Annotated in this window: 16 protein-coding genes and 1 pseudogene; 10 read left to right on the top strand and 7 right to left on the bottom strand. The window is 75.2% G+C overall.

Going from position 1 to position 17,771, the window contains the following annotated elements; genetic code table 11:
• The first annotated feature begins 34 nt into the window (after nt 1-34).
• The 5 genes and pseudogenes from cbiE (at nt 35) to cobA (ending at nt 5,652) form a co-directional block, all read left to right on the top strand.
• Nucleotides 35-1,441: a precorrin-6y C5,15-methyltransferase (decarboxylating) subunit CbiE gene (gene cbiE, locus ACLQ27_RS02980; RefSeq protein ID WP_425865503.1), complete on the top strand. Its 1,407-nt coding sequence runs from the start codon at nt 35-37 to the stop codon at nt 1,439-1,441.
• Nucleotides 1,429-3,252 carry a precorrin-3B C(17)-methyltransferase gene (cobJ, locus tag ACLQ27_RS02975; protein ID WP_425865502.1) on the top strand — a complete coding sequence of 608 codons (1,824 nt, stop codon included), beginning with the start codon at nt 1,429-1,431 and terminating at the stop codon, nt 3,250-3,252. The genes cbiE and cobJ overlap by 13 nt, the downstream gene beginning before the upstream one ends.
• Nucleotides 3,240-3,407, top strand: a pseudogene (locus ACLQ27_RS02970) (DUF362 domain-containing protein); the annotation flags it as partial. The gene cobJ and the pseudogene ACLQ27_RS02970, both read left to right, overlap by 13 nt.
• A gap of 20 nt (nt 3,408-3,427) precedes the next feature.
• Nucleotides 3,428-4,024, top strand: coding sequence for a precorrin-8X methylmutase (locus tag ACLQ27_RS02965; RefSeq protein ID WP_425865500.1), 597 nt, complete (start codon nt 3,428-3,430; stop codon nt 4,022-4,024).
• On the top strand, nt 4,021-5,652 hold the full coding sequence (gene cobA / locus ACLQ27_RS02960) for a uroporphyrinogen-III C-methyltransferase (RefSeq protein WP_425865499.1): 1,632 nt from the start codon (nt 4,021-4,023) through the stop codon (nt 5,650-5,652). The genes ACLQ27_RS02965 and cobA overlap by 4 nt, the downstream gene beginning before the upstream one ends.
• Before the next feature lie 3 nt (nt 5,653-5,655).
• On the opposite strand, the gene ACLQ27_RS02955 is transcribed toward cobA, so the two are convergent.
• The 6 genes from ACLQ27_RS02955 to ACLQ27_RS02930 form a co-directional block, all read right to left on the bottom strand.
• Nucleotides 5,656-7,812 carry an FtsX-like permease family protein gene (locus tag ACLQ27_RS02955; RefSeq protein ID WP_425865498.1) on the bottom strand — a complete coding sequence of 719 codons (2,157 nt, stop codon included), beginning with the start codon at nt 7,810-7,812 and terminating at the stop codon, nt 5,656-5,658.
• Complete coding sequence (locus ACLQ27_RS02950; RefSeq protein ID WP_425865496.1) at nt 7,809-8,489, bottom strand: ABC transporter ATP-binding protein; 681 nt, start codon at nt 8,487-8,489, stop codon at nt 7,809-7,811. Before ACLQ27_RS02950 ends, ACLQ27_RS02955 begins: the two co-directional genes overlap by 4 nt.
• Nucleotides 8,486-9,010 (bottom strand): PadR family transcriptional regulator, encoded by a 525-nt coding sequence (locus tag ACLQ27_RS02945; RefSeq protein WP_234590435.1) that lies wholly within the window; start codon nt 9,008-9,010, stop codon nt 8,486-8,488. The genes ACLQ27_RS02950 and ACLQ27_RS02945 overlap by 4 nt, the downstream gene beginning before the upstream one ends.
• 91 nt (nt 9,011-9,101) lie before the next feature.
• Complete coding sequence (gene crcB, locus ACLQ27_RS02940) at nt 9,102-9,464, bottom strand: fluoride efflux transporter CrcB (protein WP_234590438.1); 363 nt, start codon at nt 9,462-9,464, stop codon at nt 9,102-9,104.
• Nucleotides 9,461-9,937: a fluoride efflux transporter FluC gene (locus ACLQ27_RS02935; RefSeq protein WP_234590440.1), complete on the bottom strand. Its 477-nt coding sequence runs from the start codon at nt 9,935-9,937 to the stop codon at nt 9,461-9,463. The genes crcB and ACLQ27_RS02935 overlap by 4 nt, the downstream gene beginning before the upstream one ends.
• 37 nt (nt 9,938-9,974) lie before the next feature.
• Nucleotides 9,975-10,733 carry a class I SAM-dependent methyltransferase gene (locus ACLQ27_RS02930; RefSeq protein ID WP_425865495.1) on the bottom strand — a complete coding sequence of 253 codons (759 nt, stop codon included), beginning with the start codon at nt 10,731-10,733 and terminating at the stop codon, nt 9,975-9,977.
• Nucleotides 10,734-10,939: 206 nt separating this feature from the next.
• On the opposite strand from ACLQ27_RS02930, the gene paaK reads away from it, so the two are divergent.
• The 5 genes from paaK to ACLQ27_RS02905 all read left to right on the top strand — a co-directional run bounded on the left by paaK (nt 10,940) and on the right by ACLQ27_RS02905 (nt 15,466).
• A complete protein-coding gene (paaK, locus tag ACLQ27_RS02925; RefSeq protein WP_357497014.1) occupies nt 10,940-12,247 on the top strand; it encodes a phenylacetate--CoA ligase PaaK in 1,308 nt (435 codons plus the stop codon).
• A gap of 66 nt (nt 12,248-12,313) precedes the next feature.
• On the top strand, nt 12,314-13,420 hold the full coding sequence (locus ACLQ27_RS02920) for a nucleotide disphospho-sugar-binding domain-containing protein (protein ID WP_357497012.1): 1,107 nt from the start codon (nt 12,314-12,316) through the stop codon (nt 13,418-13,420).
• A gap of 54 nt (nt 13,421-13,474) precedes the next feature.
• Nucleotides 13,475-14,065 (top strand): dienelactone hydrolase family protein, encoded by a 591-nt coding sequence (locus ACLQ27_RS02915; RefSeq protein ID WP_425865494.1) that lies wholly within the window; start codon nt 13,475-13,477, stop codon nt 14,063-14,065.
• Complete coding sequence (locus tag ACLQ27_RS02910) at nt 14,043-14,861, top strand: class I SAM-dependent methyltransferase (protein ID WP_357573849.1); 819 nt, start codon at nt 14,043-14,045, stop codon at nt 14,859-14,861. Before ACLQ27_RS02915 ends, ACLQ27_RS02910 begins: the two co-directional genes overlap by 23 nt.
• Nucleotides 14,862-14,920: 59 nt before the next feature.
• Nucleotides 14,921-15,466: a YciI family protein gene (locus ACLQ27_RS02905; protein ID WP_357573848.1), complete on the top strand. Its 546-nt coding sequence runs from the start codon at nt 14,921-14,923 to the stop codon at nt 15,464-15,466.
• Nucleotides 15,467-15,469: 3 nt separating this feature from the next.
• On the opposite strand, the gene ACLQ27_RS02900 is transcribed toward ACLQ27_RS02905, so the two are convergent.
• Complete coding sequence (locus tag ACLQ27_RS02900) at nt 15,470-17,713, bottom strand: adenylate/guanylate cyclase domain-containing protein (RefSeq protein WP_357573847.1); 2,244 nt, start codon at nt 17,711-17,713, stop codon at nt 15,470-15,472.
• Between the last annotated feature and the right edge of the window lie 58 nt (nt 17,714-17,771).

Below are 17,771 nucleotides of genomic sequence, written 5' to 3'. Positions count from 1 at the left end.
CCGGCCGGCGACCGTGGCCGCTACGGACCCGCCGGTGACCGTGACGTCCCCGGACCCGGTGGTGACCGTGGCGTCCCCGGATCCGCTGGTGACGGTGGTCGGGGTGGACGCGGCCGGTGCGCCACCGCACCCCGCAGTCGTTCCCGCGCTGGCCGTGGCCGGGCTGGTCGTCGGAGCGGCCCGGCACCTGGCCACCGTCTCCGTGCCGCAGGGCGTGGACACCGTCGTCCTCGGGCCGCTCGCCCCGGCCGTACGGCGGCTGAGCGCCGCCGTGGCCGCCGGCGTGCCGGCGGTGGTGCTGGCCAGCGGCGATCCCGGACTGTTCGGCATCGTCCGGCGGCTGCGCGCGGCCGGGCTGCCGCTGCGGGTCGCGCCGGCGGTGTCCAGTGTGGCCACCGCGTTCGCCCGTGCCGGGCTGCCCTGGGACGGCGCAGCCGTGGTCACCGCGCACGGTCGCGACCCGCGACCGGCCCTGAACGCCTGCCGGGCGCTGCCACTGGTCGCGGTGCTCACCGCGCCGGGCGTCGGCGCCGCCGAACTGGGCGCCGGACTGATCGGCTGGCCCCGCCGTCTGGTGGTCGCCGAACACCTCGGCACCGACGCCGAACGCGTCCGGGCGGTGACCCCCGAGCAGGCCGCCGCCGGCGCCTGGTCCGACCCGCACGTCCTGCTCAGCATCGCCGTGCCCGTGCCCGTGCCCGCCGTGCCCGTGCCCGCCGTGCCCGTGCCCGCCGTGCCCGTGCCCGCCGTGCCCGTGCCCGCCGTGTCTGCCGCGCCCGCGACTGCCGCGCCCGCCGCGTCTGCCGGGCCCGTGAACGCCGCGCCGGACCCGGTCAGGCCGGCTGGGATGCGGGTGGACAACCAGCCGGCCGCCGCGCCGGCCGGCGGCTGGGCGCTGCCGGAGGACCGGTACGCCCACCGCGACTCCATGATCACCAAGACCGAGGTGCGGGCCCTCGTCGTCGCCCGGCTGCGGCCTCGCCTGGGCCGGCTGGTCTGGGACGTCGGCGCGGGCAGCGGCTCGGTCGGCATCGAGTGCGCGCTGCTCGGCGCCGCAGTGCTCGCCGTGGAGCAGGACGCCGCCAGTGCCGCGATGATCCGGGACAACGCCGCCGTGCACGCCGTCGACGTGCGGATCGTCGTCGGGCGGGCCCCGGCGGCGCTGGCCGGGTTGCCCGAGCCGGACGCGGTCTTCGTCGGCGGTGGCGGCACCGACGTCCTTGCGGCAGTGGTGGCCCGCCGACCCGAGCGGGTGGTGCTCACCCTGGCCGCGCTGGACCGCGTCGCGCCGGCCGTGGGCCTGCTGCGCGCCGCCGGCTACACGGTCGAGGGCAGCCAGCTCTCCGCCGCCCGCCTCGCCGACCTGCCCGGCGGGTCGATCCGCCTCGCGGCCACCAACCCGGTGGTCGTCCTCACCGGGGAGCGCCCGTGCCCGACCTGACCGTCACCACCCGCGTCGGCCTGGTCGCGGCAACCGCCGCCGGCCGACGACACGCCGACACCGTCGCCGCCGCCTGGCCGCACGCGCGGCTCGTCGAGAGGGAGAGCGTCGCCGACGCGCTGCGGACCGCCTGGGCGCGCTGCGACGCCGTCGTGGCGTTCCTGGCCACCGGCGCGGTGGTGCGCATCCTCGCGCCGCTGCTCGGGGACAAGCGCACCGACCCGGCCGTGGTGGTCGTCGACGAGGCCGCCCGGCACGCGGTAGCGCTGCTCGGCGGCCACGCCGGCGGCGGCAACGACCTCGCGGAAGCCGTCGGCGCGCTGCTGGACGCCCGACCCGTGATCACCACCGCCACCGACGCGGTAGGCCTGCCCGGACTGGACACCCTCGGCTGGCCGGTGCAGGGCGCGGTCGCCGCGGTGTCCCGGGCCATCCTGGACGGCGAACCGGTCCGGCTGATCGCCGACGCCACCTGGCCGCTGCCCGCCCTGCCTCCGAACGTGCACGTCATCGCCCCCAGGGCAGCCTCCGACGACCCGGCCGGCCACCACGACCCCGCCGGCGATGCCGCCGCCCCCGCCGACCCCGCCAACAACGACCCCGCCGACGACGAACCGGCCGACGGCAACGGGTACCGGGTGCTGGTCACCGACCGGGTGGTGCCGCCCGACGGGCGGACCGCCGTGCTGCGGCCACCGTCGCTGGTCGCCGGCGTGGGCGCGAGTCGGGGCGTACCGGCCGCCGAGGTGGCGGAGCTGCTGCACCGGGTGCTTGCCGAGGCCGGCCTCGACCCGGCGAGCCTGCGCTGCCTGGCCAGCGCCGACGTCAAAGCCGACGAGGCGGGCATCCGCAGCACCGCCGACGCGCTCGGCGTACACCTGGTGACCTGGCCGGCGACGCGGCTGGCGACTGTCGACGTGCCGCATCCCAGCGAGGTGGTCCGCGCCGCGGTCGGCACGCCGAGCGTCGCGGAGGCCGCGGCGCTGCTCGGCCCGGACGGCCGGTCCGACGACGCGACGCTGCTCGTGGGCAAGACCGCGACGGCGATGGCCACCGTCGCGGTGGCGCGGCACGCGCCGCGCGGCCGGCTCGCGGTCGTGGGGCTCGGGCCGGGCGCCGCCGACCTGCGGACCACGCGCGCGGTCGCGGAGCTGCGTCGCGCGGCGGTGGTGGTCGGCCTGGACCAGTACCTCGACCAGGTGCGGGACGTGCTGCGGCCGGGCATCCGGGTGCTGTCCAGCGGGCTGGGCGCGGAGGAGGCGCGGGCCCGCGCGGCCGTCGCCGAGGCCGCCGCCGGCCGGGCGGTCGCGCTGATCGGCTCCGGCGACGCCGGGGTGTACGCGATGGCGAGCCCCGCCCTGGAGTACGCCGACGAGCGGATCGACGTGGTCGGTGTGCCCGGGGTGACCGCCGCGCTCGCCGCCGGGGCGCTGCTCGGGGCGCCGCTCGGCCACGACCACGCCTACGTGAGCCTGTCCGACCTGCACACCCCGTGGGAGGTCATCGAGCGGCGGGTGACCGCCGCCGCCGAGGGCGACTTCGTGACGCTGTTCTACAACCCGCGCAGCCGTGCGCGTGACTGGCAGCTCGGCAAGGCGCTCGGCATCCTCGCCGCGCACCGGCCACCGGCCACCCCGGTCGGCGTGGTGCGCAACGCCAGCCGACCCGGCGAGCGGCTGCACCTGGCGACGCTGGCCACGCTCGACCCGGGCATCGTCGACATGTACAGCGTGGTGGTGGTCGGTAACAGCGACACCAGGCTGGTTGCCGGCCGGATGGTCACGCCCCGGGGGTACCGGTGGCGATCGTGACCATCGACGCCTGCCAGGGCTGCGGCGCCTGCCTGCTGACCTGCCCCACGCACGCGATCCGGCCGGTCGCCGGCGGCCTGACGGTACGCGCCGACCGCTGCACCGGCTGCCTGGAGTGCCTGGAGATCTGCCCGGTCGACGCGATCCGCGTGGCCGAGTCCTGGGAAGGAGCCCGATGAGCCGGGTGGTGCATCCGATCGAGGTCGAGTCGTACCGCATCCTGCGCGAGCGGGTCGACCTGTCGCACCTGCCGCCGCTGAGCCGGGCGGTGACCGAGCGGGTCGTGCACGCCAGTGCCGACCTCGCGTACGTCGACGAGCTGGTCTGCGACGAGGCCGCCCTGGAGAAGGGGCTGGCCGCGCTGCGCGCCGGTGCGCCGGTGGTCACCGACGTGGGGATGGTCGCCGCCGGCATCACCCGCGGCGGCCTGGAGCTGGTCTGTCCGGTCGCCGAGCCGGCCGCCGCCGAACTGGGCCGCGCGGCCGGCATCACCCGCTCGGCGGCGGCCGTGCGGATCGCGCTGGACCGGGTCGGCCCCGGCGCGGTGTGGGTGGTCGGCTGCGCACCCACCGCGCTCGTCGAACTGCTCACTCTGGACGCCGCGCCCGCGCTTGTCGTCGGCCTGCCGGTCGGCTTCGTCGGCGCCGCCGAGTCGAAGGCGGCGCTGCGGGCCAGCGGCCTGCCCGGGGTGTCCAACGTGGGCGAGAAGGGTGGCTCGGCGGTCGCCGCCGCCGCCCTCAACGCCCTGCTCTACATCGAGGAGAAGTCATGACCGGTCTGGTCATCGTCGGGCACGGCACGCGCAGCGCTGCCGGGGTCGACCAGTTCGCCGCGCTCGTCGAGCGGGTCCGCCGTCGCGGTGCCGTCGCGGACGTCGAGGGCGGCTTCATCGAGCTGTCCCGCCCGCCGCTGACCGACGCGGTCGGCGCGCTCGTCGCCCGCGGGCACCGGGCCCTCGTCGCGTTGCCGCTGGTGCTCACCGCCGCCGGGCACGGCAAGGGCGACATTCCCGCCGCCATGGGACGCGAGCAGCAGCGCCACCCCGGGCTGACCTACCGCTACGGACGCCCGCTCGGCCCGCACCCGCTGCTGCACACCGCCCTCGAAGAGCGCATCGACGCGGCGCTGGCGGGTGTCGACCGGGCCGGTACGTGGGTGGCGTTGATCGGGCGGGGCTCCACCGACCCGGATGCCAACGCCGAGGTGGCCAAGGTCGCCCGGCTGCTCTGGGAGGGACGCGGCTACGCGGGTGTCGAGCCGGGCTTCATCTCCCTGGCGCAGCCGTCGGTGCCGGAGGTGCTGGACCGGTTGCGCCGGCTCGGCGCGCGGCGGATCGTCGTCGCGCCGTACTTCCTGTTCGCCGGCGTGCTGCCCGACCGGATCGTCGCCCAGTCTGCGGAGTTCGCCGCCGCCCACCCCGACCTCGACGTCCGGGTGGCCGAGGTGATCGGCGACTGTGACGCCCTCGCGGAGCTGGTGCTCGAACGCCACGCCGAGGCGCTGGGCGGGGACATCCGGATGAACTGCGACACCTGCGCGTACCGGGTGTCGATGCCCGGCTTCGCGGACAAGGTGGGTCGCCCGCAACGCCCGCACGACCACCCCGACGACCCGGTCGGCCACCACCATCACCACGGCCACGACGGCCACGACCACCACGACCACGGTTCGGTCGCCGTCGTCGGCGGCGGGCCGGGGCCCGACGACCTGATCACGGTACGCGCACAGGCCCTGCTCGACGCCGCGGACGTCGTCGTTGTCGACCGGCTCGCCCCGCAGGGGTTGCTCGCCGGGCTGCGCCCCGACGTCCTGGTCATCGACGCCGCGAAGGTGCCCCGCGGCCCCTCGATGGCCCAGGCCGCGATCAACGCGGCCCTGGTGTCGCACGCCCGCGCCGGCCGTCGGGTGGTACGCCTCAAGGGCGGCGACCCGTACGTCTTCGGACGCGGCCACGAGGAGGTGCTGGCCTGCCGGGCGGCCGGTGTGCCGGTGACGGTGGTCCCGGGGGTCAGCAGCGCCCTCGCCGCGCCGGCCCTCGCCGGCGTGCCGGTCACGCACCGGGGCGTGGCGCACGACGTCACAGTGGTCTCCGGGCATCTGCCGCCCGGGCATCCCGACTCGCTCGTCGACTGGGCCGCGTTGGCCCGTGCCCGGGGCACCGTCGTGCTGCTGATGGCCGTGGACACCATCGCCAAGATCGCTGCGGTGCTTGTCGAGCATGGTCGCCCCCCGGAGACCCCGGTGCTCGCCGTGCAGGACGCGGGGCTGCCCGGCCAGCGGTCGGTGCCCGCCCGGTTGGACGAGATCGGCGCGGTCGCCGCCGCCGAGGGCATCGGCCCGCCCGCCGTCTTCGTGCTCGGCCCGGTGGTCGGCGTCGCCGCCACCGGGCCGAGCGCCTGACGGCTACTCGCTGCGGGCGGTCTCCGGCCCGGTGACGCGTTCCAGCAGCGGCATCGTGGAGGCGATGACGCCGAGGCAGGCGACCAGCCCGACGACGACGATCACGTAGAAGCCCGGCTGCGGAGCGACGAGCGTGTAGCCCATCTGCGCCCGCAGGAACAGGTGCGCGGCGAGCAGACCCATGCCGATGGCGACGGCGGCGACGGCCAGCATCGGTACGGCGCTCTCCAGCGCCACCACCCGACGCAGGACCCGCACCGGAGCGCCGCTGAGGCGCAGCAGGCTGAACGGACGGCGGCGTTCGGTAAGGCCACCGATGACGCTTACCGCGAGGCTGCACCCGCCGAGCGCCAGGCTGGCGATGATGATGACGTTGGCCAGTTGTTCCCAGCCGCGCAGTGTGTCGGCGAAGTCCGACTCGAAGTCGCCGGGCACGTTCGGCCCCACCCAGAAGGTCGGGAAGGCGACCTCCAGCACGGTGCGGACGCGTTCGATGGCCGCAGCCGAGCCGTCCGTGCCCACGACGACCGAGCTCACCGGCAGCCGCTGGAGCTCGTCGAGCGTGATCGACGCCGCGCGCCACTCCGTTGTGGACGACGCAGACTCCTCCCAACGGCTCAGACCCGTCGGCACCTCGATGACGACGGCGCCCTGGGCGCACCTGCCGTACGCGCTCGGCAGGTCGGCGCAGGCGATCACCCCGCCCTCGCCGCCGGTGTTGATGTCCGGGGCTTCCCGGATGGCGGTCGCGGACCGCACGCCGGTGATCGCGTGCAGTTCGGCGAAGAGCGTGTCGGGCACCGACGTCGTCTTCTCGTCGAAGACTGTGGTGACAGTGCCCGCGTCGGTCGAGCCGATCGGGGCCGGGCCACGTTCGTCGACGATCGTGGTGATCACACCGACGGCGACACTGGTCACGAAGAGCGCGAGCATGATGCCGCTGATCGCCCGGAAGCCGGCCTTGGGGTTGTCGGCGAGGCGTCGCGCGGCGATGAGCGTGGCCGGACGGTTGGCGTACCGGGCCATCACCCGGGCGCCCACCATCGTCAACCACGGGCCGGCGAAGACGAGACCGGCCATGATGAGCAGCAGGCCGGGCAGGAAGATCGCGGTCTGGCCGTCGGACGTCTCGGGCCGGTAGCCGAGGGCGAACACCAGCACGGCGACGCCGAGCACCATCGGGATCAACCGGTAGGCGCGCGGCGCGCGGGGGGTGACCCGCCGGGTGACGCCCAGCGGCGAGATCCGGACCTTGCGGAGCGAGATCTGGGCGGCCAGCGCCGCGCCGGCCGGGACGCCGAGCGCCACGAGCAGGATGTTCAGCAGGCCCAGGGACATGTCGCCGGGGAAGAACGGCATGCCGGTGAACGGGATACCCGCGAGCGGCTCGCGGAAGGCGTAGAACAGGGCGAAGCCGACGGCGGTGCCGGCGACGGCGGCGGCCGCCGCCTCCACCGCGGCGACCGTCGAGATCTGCCGGGGTGTCGCGCCGACCAGGCGCATCGCGGCGAAACGCTGCTCCCGGCGGGCGGCGCTGAGCCGGGTGGCGGTGCCGATGAAGATCAGCACCGGGAAGAGCAGCCCGCCGGCGATCACGCCCAGGATCAGGTTCACCGTGGTCTCGGGGAGGGCGGGCTTGTCATCGATGGTGTCGACCTGCCGGGAGTTGGGCAGCTTGCCCACGCTGTCCGGCGTGCCGCCCACGATGGCGAGCAGCGTGTCCGGTGAGGTCAACCCGGACGGTCCGACGGTGCCGAGGTCCCGTCCCGGGTACCGGTCGGCCAGCTGGTCGGCCGGCTGTGCCGCGAACAGCTTCCGCAGCGCCGGCGAGACGTAGAACTCACCGGGGCCCGGGGTGGCCGGGATGCCGGCCGGGATCGGCGCGCTCGGCCCGGTGGCGGCGACGTCGATCCGGAGGATCGGCTTGCCGTGGAAGAAGTCGTCCCTGGTCGACCACCACAGTGGATCGGCTGCGCCGGCGGTGGAGGCCTGGGGATAGATCGACGCGTACCGGGTGAGCTGGGCGTCGACCGCGTTGACCCCGGCCAGGGTGGTCAGCAGCAGCCCGCTGCCGATCGCGACGGCGGCGGCGATGACGAGCAGGCGGGTGAGTGCCTCCCGGCCGCCGGCCAGGGCGAGGCGGAGCCCGAAGCGGATCATGAGGCGATCCGGTCCGGCGCGTTGACGCGCCCGTCGCGGACCATGACCTCGCGGTCGGCGTACGCGGCGATCCTGGCCTCGTGGGTCACCAGGATGACAGTGGTGCCCTGCTCGCGGGCCGCGCTGACCAGCAGGTCCATGACGTGCTCGCCGGTGAGCGAGTCGAGCGCGCCGGTCGGCTCGTCGGCGAAGAGCACCTGCGGCTCGGCGACCAGGCCCCGGGCCAGGGCGACGCGTTGCGCCTGCCCGCCGGAGAGCTCGCCCGAGCGGCGCTGCTCCAGGCCGTCGAGGCCGAGGCGCGCGAACCAGGCGCTCGCCCTGGGCAGTGCCTGCTTGCGGTGTACGCCGTTGAGCAGTAGCGGCAGCGCGACGTTCTCCACAGCGGTCAGCTCGGGGACGAGCTGGCCGAACTGGAACACGAAGCCGAACCGGTCGCGGCGCAGGCTGCTGCGTTGGGTCTCGGGCATGGCGTCGACCCGGGCACCGTCGAACAGGACCTCGCCGGAGCCGGGCACGAGGATGCCGGCGAGGCAGTGCAGCAGGGTGGACTTGCCCGAGCCGCTGGGCCCCATGACAGCGAGGATCTCGCCGGCCTCCACGGCGACGCTCGCGCCGCGCAGGGCGGGTGTCTGGCCGAAGGAGAACGTCACGTCGCGTGCTTCGAGCACCACGCTCATGGTCGTACCTCTTTCCGCAGGGCGTCCAGGCGGGCGCCGGTCATCTCGATCCATCGGAGGTCCGCCTCCAGGTGGTACAGGCCGTGGTCGGCGAGCAGCGCGTCGACCAGGTTGCCGGCGCGCTTGATCTCGGTCAGCTCGCGCATCCGGTGCAGGTGCGCGCTGCGCTGGGTGTCGAGGTATTCGGCGGCGGGACGGTCGAGCATCAGCGCGAGCACGACCTTCGCGAACAGCACCGTCTGCAGGTGCGGCTCCGGGTCGACCGGCTGGGTGAGCCACTGCTCGACCTCGGTCGCGCCGACATCGGTGATGACGTAGCGCTTGCGGTCGGGGCCGGAGCCGGGCGCGACGTCGCTGATCACCACCTTTCCGTCGCGGGCCAGGCGGCTGAGGGTGGAGTAGACCTGGCCGAACGGCAGCGGCTTGCCCCGGCCGAAGAACGCGTCGTAGTCGCGCTTCAAGTCGTAGCCGTGGCTGGGCTCTCGTTCGAGGAGGCCGAGAAGGGTCAGTGGCACGCTCATGCCCAGGAGAATACACCGGGGGTATACCTCGCGTATATACCCTCGGAGTATTCGCGGTGGGTCCCCTGTTCCGGGAAGGACTTTCCGAAGGTCAGCCCAGCAGGGCGCGGGCCAGGGCGTAGCCGACGGCGGCCGCGGACAGCCCGGCGGCGACGCTGCCCAGCACGTTGGCCAGGGCGAGGAACCGGTCGCCGCGCCGGGCCAGCCGCAGGGTCTCGTAGCTGAAGGTGGAGTAGGTGGTCAGGGCGCCGCAGAACCCGGTGCCGAGCAGGGCGCCGACCGCGGGGTCGACAGGCCACCCGACCAGGGCACCGAGCAGCAGCGACCCGGCCACGTTGACGCTGAACGTGCCCCACGGGAACGCCGAGGCGTGGCGGGACTGCACGGCCCGGTCGGTGAGGTAGCGCAGCGGTGCGCCGACCGCCGCGCCCAGGGCGATGAGCAGCACGGTCATCGGACCGCCCCGCGCCGCAGCAGTCCGGTGGTGACGGCGTCGCCCAGCCCGACCGCGACGAGAGCCCCGAGCACCGTCGCGGCCAGGTACGCCAGCGCGACGCCGGGTGCGCCCGCCACGAGGGCCTGCTGGACGTCCACCGCGTACGTGGAGAACGTGGTGAAGCCGCCGAGCACCCCGACACCGAGGAACGGGCGGGCCAGCGGGTGCCCGCCGCCGAGGTGCCCGAGCACCGCCATCAGCACGCCGATCAGCAGGCAGCCGGACACGTTGACGCCGAACGTCGCCCACCCGAAAGCGGTGGGCGCGTGCGGGACTAGGTGTTGCAGGCCGGCCCGGCCCAGCGCGCCGAGCACCCCGCCGGCCGCGATCGTGGCGAGAACCGTCGCGGGTCGCGCGCCGAGTTCCCGGCGGTCGGCGGTGACCCGCAGGTCGACGTCGGGGTCGGTACGCGGTTCGAGCGGTTCTGACACGGGTCCTTCCTACCAGCACGAACGCCGCGACGGCTGGTCAGCGTACCGCCGCGACGGCGGCGTCCGTTCCGCCGCGCCACACCGTGCCGACCTCGCTGAACCCGGCCTCGGTGAGCGCCGCCAGGTGCCAGGAGACCGGCGGGTTCCACTCCGGGCTGTGCCCGGTCGGGTAGATGGCGTGTCGCTGGGCGACCAGCGGGGCGAGCGTCGGGTCGGCGGCGGCGCGCTCCCACCAGTCGGACCAGGACAGCACCGAACCGGCGGCGTAGCGGGCGTCGCGCCGGTCCCGCGCCCGGTCCAGCAGCCGTTTGGTCAGCTCGGGCAGGGTGTCGTCGGGCATGTGGTCGGCGTTGATGAAGATCCCGCCCGGTCGCAGCACGTCGCGCAGGTCGGCGTAGAGCGCGCGGAGCCGGTCGGCCGGCAGCCAGTGCAGGGCGGTGGCGGTGAGCACGGCGTCGTACTCCTGGTGGGGGAGCGTCTCGCGCCAGTCGGCTGTGGTGAGGTCGGCGGTGACGATCGTGGCCCGCCCGGCCAGCGAGGCGCCGGCGATGGCGAGCAGCGCCGGGTCGAGGTCCACCAGCGTCACCTCGGCGTCCGGGAAGCGCGCCAGCGTCCGCAGCGAGATGGTGCCGGTGCCGCCGGCCAGGTCGAGCAGGCGCGGACGGCGGCCCTCGACTACCGCGTCGACCGCGTCGAGCATGGCGGCGAGGCGGTGTTCCCGGTCCGGTAGGTAGGCCTCCTGCTGACGGTCCCAGCTCTCCTGCCAGGCCGACGGATCCATGATGTAAGGACTCATGATGGCCAGGCTAGTTACTCGAACGGTCCCGGTCCAGACCTTGTTGCACATCTTTTGCAATTGCAGGATGATGGCGGGGCGATGATCGGAGTGACGCCGGGTCGGGCATCCCGCCCGACCCGGCGCCCTCACCTCGCGCCCTCGGCCGACGGCCGGCGTACGGTACCCGCAGCCCGCACCGGGACCGTCGCGCAAGGAGGCAGGCGATGCAGGACCGCACCCCTCGTCCGCACGAGCTGGAGCCGATCGAGCGTGCCGACATCGACGAGCTGCGCGAACTGCAACGCGAACGGCTGCGCTGGTCGCTGCGGCACGCGTACGACCACGTGCCGCACTACCGCCGGGCGTTCGACGCCGCCGGCGTGCACCCCGACGACTGCCGCGACCTCGCCGACCTGGCCCGCTTCCCGTTCACCGGCAAGGCGGAACTGCGCGACAACTACCCGTTCGGCATGTTCGCCGTACCCCGGGAGCGGGTCGCCCGACTGCACGCCTCCTCCGGCACCACCGGCCGGCCCACCGTCGTCGGCTACACCCGCGACGACCTGCGGACCTGGGCCCGGCTGATGGCCCGGTCCATCCGCGCCTCCGGCGGCCGTCCCGGCGACCGGGTGCACGTCGCGTACGGCTACGGGCTCTTCACCGGCGGCCTGGGCGCGCACTACGGGGCCGAGGAACTCGGCTGCACGGTCATCCCGGTCTCGGGCGGCATGACCGAACGGCAGGTGCTGCTGATCCGCGACTTCGAACCCGAGGTCATCATGGTCACGCCGAGCTACATGCTCGCCATCGTCGACGAGATGCAGCGCCAGGGCATCGACCCCCGCGCCACCTCGCTGCGGGTCGGCATCTTCGGCGCGGAGCCGTGGACCGAGGACATGCGCCGCGAGATGGAACAGCGGTTGGACATCCACGCGGTCGACATCTACGGGCTCTCCGAGGTGATGGGCCCCGGCGTGGCCACCGAGTGCGTCGAGACCAAGGACGGCCTGCACCTCTGGGAGGACCACTTCTACCCGGAGATCATCGACCCGGTCACCGGGGCGGTGCTGCCCGACGGCGAGCGGGGCGAGCTGGTGCTCACCTCGCTCACCAAGGAGGCGATGCCTGTGGTGCGCTACCGCACCCGGGACCTCACCCGGCTGCTCCCCGGCACCGCGCGGCCGATGCGCCGGATCGAGAAGATCACCGGCCGAACGGACGACATGATGATCGTGCGCGGCGTGAACGTGTTCCCCACGCAGATCGAGGAGCTGATCCTGCGTACGCCGCAGCTGTCGCCGCACTTCCAGTGCGTCCTGGACCGGCGGGGCCGGCTGGACACCCTCACCGTACGGGTGGAGCGGCGCGTCGGGGTCGCCGCGGACGCCGCCGAGCGGGCCGGCGCGACGCTCGTCGAGCTGGTGAAGAACACCATCGGGGTGAGCGTCGCGGTGGCCGTGCTCGCCCCGGACTCGGTGGAACGGTCCATGGGCAAGATGCGCCGCATCGTCGACCAGCGCGACCGAGGCTGACCACCATCCGCCGAGGTGCGGTCAACGGGGCAACGCGCCCAGCGGCGTCGACATAGGATCCGCGAGATGCGCGTGCTGGTGGTGTCCGCCCCGCTCGTCGGGCACGTCTTTCCCCTGGTGCCCCTCGCGGTCGCGCTGCGCGACGCCGGCCACGACGTGCTGGTGGCCACCGGCGGTGCGGCGATGGCCGCCGCCGACGCCGGTCTGGCCGTGCACGACGTCGCGCCGGGCTTCGACTTCGGCCGGATCGCGCGGCGGGTCCTGCTCCGCCATCCGCTGATCGCGCGCGCCGAACTGGCCGGCACCGCCGGCACCCGGGGCGCCGGCCTGCTCTTCGGCGCTCTCAACGACCAGCTCACCGACCCGGTCGTCACGCTGGCCACCCGGTGGCGGCCGGATCTGGTGGTGCACGAGCCGTTCGCGGTCGCCGGCGCGGTCGCGGCGGCGCGGCTCGACGTGCCGGCCGTACGCCAGGAGAACACCCTCTTCGACGGCCGGGACCTGGTCGCCGCGACCACCGCCCGACTCGGGGCCGCGCTGCGCCGGCACGGCCTCGCGGAGCTGCCACCGCCCGCCGCCGCCCTCGCCGTGGCCCCGCCCAGCGTGGCCACCCAGGCCGGCTGGCCGATGCGCTACACGTCCTACGTGGGCGGTGGTGAGCTGCCGGCCTGGCTGCGCGAGCCGGGCGAGCGACAGCGGATCCTGGTCACCCGCAGCACCCTGACCGGCCCCGGCGACCGGGGTCCGATGCCCGCCGTGGTGGCCGCCGCGGCCCAGGTGGACGCCGAGATCGTGCTGGTCCGGCCCGATCAGCGCTCGGCCCGTTCGCTGCCCGGCAACGTCCGGGTGGTCGACTGGATCCCACTCGCGGAGGCGTTGCCGGCGAGCGCGGCGCTGGTGCACCACGGCGGGGCGGGCAGCGCCTTCGGCGCCCTCGCCGCCGGCCTGCCGCAACTGGCCACCGTGGGCCCGGGGGACCGGCGGCACAACGCCGAGCTGGTGGCCCGCCGGGGCGCCGGCCTCGCGCTGCGTCCGGCCGACATCACCGCGCGGACACTGACCCGGCTGCTCACCGACGAGAGCCTGCGCACGGCCGCCGGGCAGGTCAGCCAGGAGATCGCCGCGATGCCACCGCCGGCGGCCCTGGTGGCCCGGCTGACGGCGTTGCTCTGACGCCCTCCCGCGTGCCACAGCCGGGTCCGCGCCCGGCTGCGGCAGGATGGCCTGATGCGACACGTCGTGCTGTTCCACTCCGTGTACGGGCTGCGGCCCGCCGTTCGTGCCGCCGCCGACCGGTTGCGCGCCGCCGGGCACCGGGTCACCGCCCCCGATCTGTACGGCGTCCCGGCCGCCGACACCGTCGAGGAGGGTTTCGCGCTGCTCGACAAGATCAGCCACGAGGTGGTGCTCGACCGGGCCCGCGCGGCGCTGCGCGACCTGCCGCCGCAGACGGTCCTGGCCGGCTTCTCGATGGGTGCCGGCGTCGCCGGGGCGCTGCTCGCCGAGCGTCCCGACGCCGCCGGCCTGCTCCTGCTGCACGGCACCGGTGGCGGGCCGGACACGGTCCGGCCCGGGTTGCCGGTGCAGCTGCACGTCGCCGACCCGGACCCGTACGACGCGCCCGACGAGGTCGACGAGTGGCAGCGGGCGATGACCGACGCCGGCGCCGACCTGAGCGTGTTCCGCTATCCCGGCGTCGGGCACCTGTTCACCGACCCGGACGTCACCGAGTACGCCCCGGACGCCGCCGCGCAGGTCTGGTCCCGGGTGCTGGCCTTCCTCACGGGGTGCGGAAATGACGACAACAGCCTTCGATGACCACGAGCGGTCGCGCTGGGCCGGGCGGGCGGCGGCGTTCGACGGCAGCTTCGCGCTGCTGTGCGCCCATTCCGCCCCGGCACTGTTGGACGCCGCCCACGTCGAGGCCGGAACCCGGATGCTCGACGTCGGCACCGGTTCCGGGACCGTCGCCGGGCTGGCGTGCGCGCGCGGCGCCAGCGTGGTGGCCGTCGACGCGGAGCCCAGCATGGTCGACCTGGCCCGCAGCCGGCTCCCGTTGGCCGACGAGGTTCTCCTCGCCGCGCTGCCCCGCCTCCCGTTCGAATCCGGGCAGTTCGACGCGGCCGTGGCGAACTTCGTGATCAACCACGTGGGTGATCCGCTCGCCGCGATCGGCGAACTCCGACGGGTCGTCCGGACGGCCGGACGAATCGCGGTGACGGTCTGGCCCGACCCGCCGCCCGAGGCGCAGAGCCTCTGGGGCGAGGTCTTCGACGCCGCCGGGGTCGACCGTCCGACGTCGGTGCCGCGGGTGGACGCGGAGAAGGACTTTCGCCGTACCGTCGAGGGGTTCGCCGGGTTGCTCGAGGCCGCGGGCCTCGCCGACGTGCGGTGCGAGACGATCACCTGGGTGCACCGCACCGACCCCGAGGCCTGGTGGAGCGGGCCGGCGAACGGCATCAGCAGACCGGGGCTGCTGATGGAGACCCAACCGGCGGACGTGATCGTGCGGATCCGTGCGGCGTACGACGAGCTGACCGCCCCCTACCGCGACCCGGACGGCAGGCTCGCGCTGCCCACCGCGGCACTGCTGGCCTCGGCGTCCGTGCCGTAGGACGACTCGGCGGCGCCCGCCCCCGCAGGCGGTGGGGCACGGCGTCGAGAATGGGTGGCATGGAATTCCTGTGTTACCACCGCGACCGGCCCGACTCGGCGGCGTTGCGCGACGAGCTGCTGGCCGAGCACTGGACCTACATGGACGGGTTTGCGGCGGAGATGATCGCCCGCGGCCCGACCCTGTCCGGCGACACGGCCACCGGCAGCGTGCACATCGTCGACCTGCCCGACGCGGGCGCCGCGCGGGCGTTCGCCTTCGACGAGCCGAACTACCAGGCCGGCGTGTACCGGGATGTGCTGGTGCGCCGGTGGCGCAACACGCTGGGCCGCACGATGTGGGACTTCGCCGGCGGCCGGACCGGCGGCAACCGGTATCTGGTGCTCGGCCTCGGCGCGGGGCCGGCCGTCGACCTGGCCGTGCCGCCGGACCCGGACGAACTGATCGCGTACGGGCCGCTGCTGTCCGACGACGGCGACACCTGGCTCGGCACCGCCGCGCTGGTGCGGGCGCCGACCCCGGACGCGGCGCGCGCCATCCTGACCGTGGACCGGTACGCCGACGTCGAGGTGCACCACTGGCAGTTCGGCGGGCGGCCGACCTGACCCTCAGGCGGCGGTGGCCAGGCCGTTCGGCCAGTGGATCAATGGCGGACGGGGTGCGGCGCGCACGACTCCGGCCGGTGGGCCGACACCGACCGGTCCGCCGCGCTCGGGTGGCCCCGGCACGGTAGGCACCGCTCGGATCGTCGCCGGGGTCCGGGCCACGTCCGCGGGCCGGGGCCCGGCCGTGCTGCTCGCCGTCGCGCACCCTCGCGTCGGTGGCCCGTCGCTGGCGGACGCGACGGCGCGCAGGCGGCGGGTACCCGCCGGGTGGTTGGTTCCGCGACCCGGCTCGGCCGGCGCGGTGGTCGTCGTCGCCGCAGGAAGACGTCGGCGCGGCGGTGCGGTTTGGCGCGTTGAGACCGTCGGGGCCACCACCGCGAGGACGGCGCCGGAGCGGCCTGCCCGGGGGTGAACGACGTCGAGACGCACCACGTCGGCGGGACGGTCCGCGACCGGGTGAGCTGCGGCGGAACGGCCTGCGGTGGGGTCGAGGGCGTCCGGGCGGACCGTGTCCAGGCGCGGCGCTTCGGCGGCACGACTGCCGAAGACGGCCCGCAACGCGCGGGGCAACCGCTCGGCGGCGACCTGGCGCAGCGCGGGCGCGGCGAACACGTACCCGTCGGTGCGGCGGGCGAGCAGCAGTCCGGCCGCGACCAGTCCGCGTAGGGCCGGTGCGGATCGGCCGGGCACCCAACCGAGGGTCCGGTCGACGGCGTCGCGGGAGACCGGCCCGCCGATGGTGGCGGCGGCCATCAGCACCGCTCGTCGTTCACCGTCGAGGTGGTCCAGTTCCGCGCCGACGGCCCGGCGGACCGCGTCGGGCAGCGGAAGCGTCAGCCGGTCGGCGCCCTCCACGATCGACCGCACGTACGCCGCCGCGTGGCCGGGTCGGCCCGCCACCAGTGGCAGCAGCCGGTCGACCAGGGCCACCGGTTGCCCGGCCCGGGTGAGCAGGTGGCGCAGCAGCCGCCCGGACTGCACCGTGGCCAGGGGACGGATCGGCACGCGGCGGGCCGGGCCGGGTCGGGTGTCGGCCCACTGCGGCTGATGCACGGTGAGCACCGCGAGCGGCAGCCCCCGCGCCGCCGCCGCGGTGAACAGCGCGTGCAGGAAGTGGCTCACGGCCGGCGCGGCGCGGTCCACGTCGTCCACGGCGACGACAAGCGGTCGGTGGGCGGCCAGGCGCAGCAGCGCGTCCCGGCAGACCGCCGCGGCGGCCAGCGTCCCGGCCGAACCGTCCGGGGTGGTCAGCAGCGATTGCAGCGCCGCCACCGCCGCCGCGACCCGGTTCGGCGGGTACAGCGGTGTCAGAGCGTCGGTCAGGCGGTCACGGACCGCCGCCGGGCCGTCGCCGTGTCGGATGCCGGCGACGCCGCGGACCAGTTCGGCGACCGGCGCGAGCACCTGGTCGGGGTACGGCGGGCAGCTCACCACGCACCAGCGCACCGGCATCCCGTCCACCGTGCGCAGCGCGCGGGTCAGCTCGTGCAGCAGTCGGCTGCGGCCGCTGCCGCTCGGGCCGACCAGGGACACCCAGCGCGGGTCGTGGTCGTGCAGCGCCCGGGTCAGCTGGTCGGTGACGCTGGCCAGTTCGCGGCGTCGCCCGATCAGCGGGCCGTCGTGCCGGTCGGCGCCCGGTCGCGCCAGGCCGGCGGCATGCCACACCGGCATCGGCGGCACCCGGCCGGCGACCGGCACCGGCGCCAGTTGACGCTGCACGATGAGACCGGCGGTGGCCCGTGCCGTGGCGGCGCAGAGCGCGACGGTGCCGGGTGCGGCGTACTCCTGCAGGCGGGCCGCGGTGGTGATCACCGCGCCGCTGGCCACGCCGTGGCCGCCGCTGACCGCGTCGCCCAGGTCGACCACCGCCTCGCCGGTGGCGACCCCGACGCGCAGCCGCAGGGTGATGTCGCCGAGGATGGGCCGGCGATCCAGCGCGGCCTGGATCTCCAGCCCGGCCCGCACCGCCCGGTACGCGTCGAAGCCGTCGGAGTGTCGCGCCCCGAACAGTGCCATCACCGCGTCGCCGACGTACTTCTCGACCACGCCGTGCCAGCGGCGCAGCACGGCGGCGACCGTGTCGAAGTACGCCCGTTGCAGCGCGCGGACGTCCTCCGGGTCGAGCCGGTCGACAAGCGCGGTGGAGCCGACGATGTCGGCGAACAGCACGGTGACCGTCCGCCTCTCCTCGGGCACCGGCCAGTGTGGGCGGTCGGTCCGCTGCGTGTCGGCGACGACAGTGATCATGGGTGCGCACCGGTCCTTCCCCCGCTGGTGGCTGACGACCCTCGGAGATTGGCATTCC

It is taken from the genome of Micromonospora sp. DT63 (assembly GCF_049841615.1).
GTDB lineage: Bacteria > Actinomycetota > Actinomycetes > Mycobacteriales > Micromonosporaceae > Micromonospora.
Note: the sequence above shows the minus strand (reverse complement) of the source record. Positions and strands in the feature narration are given on the sequence as shown.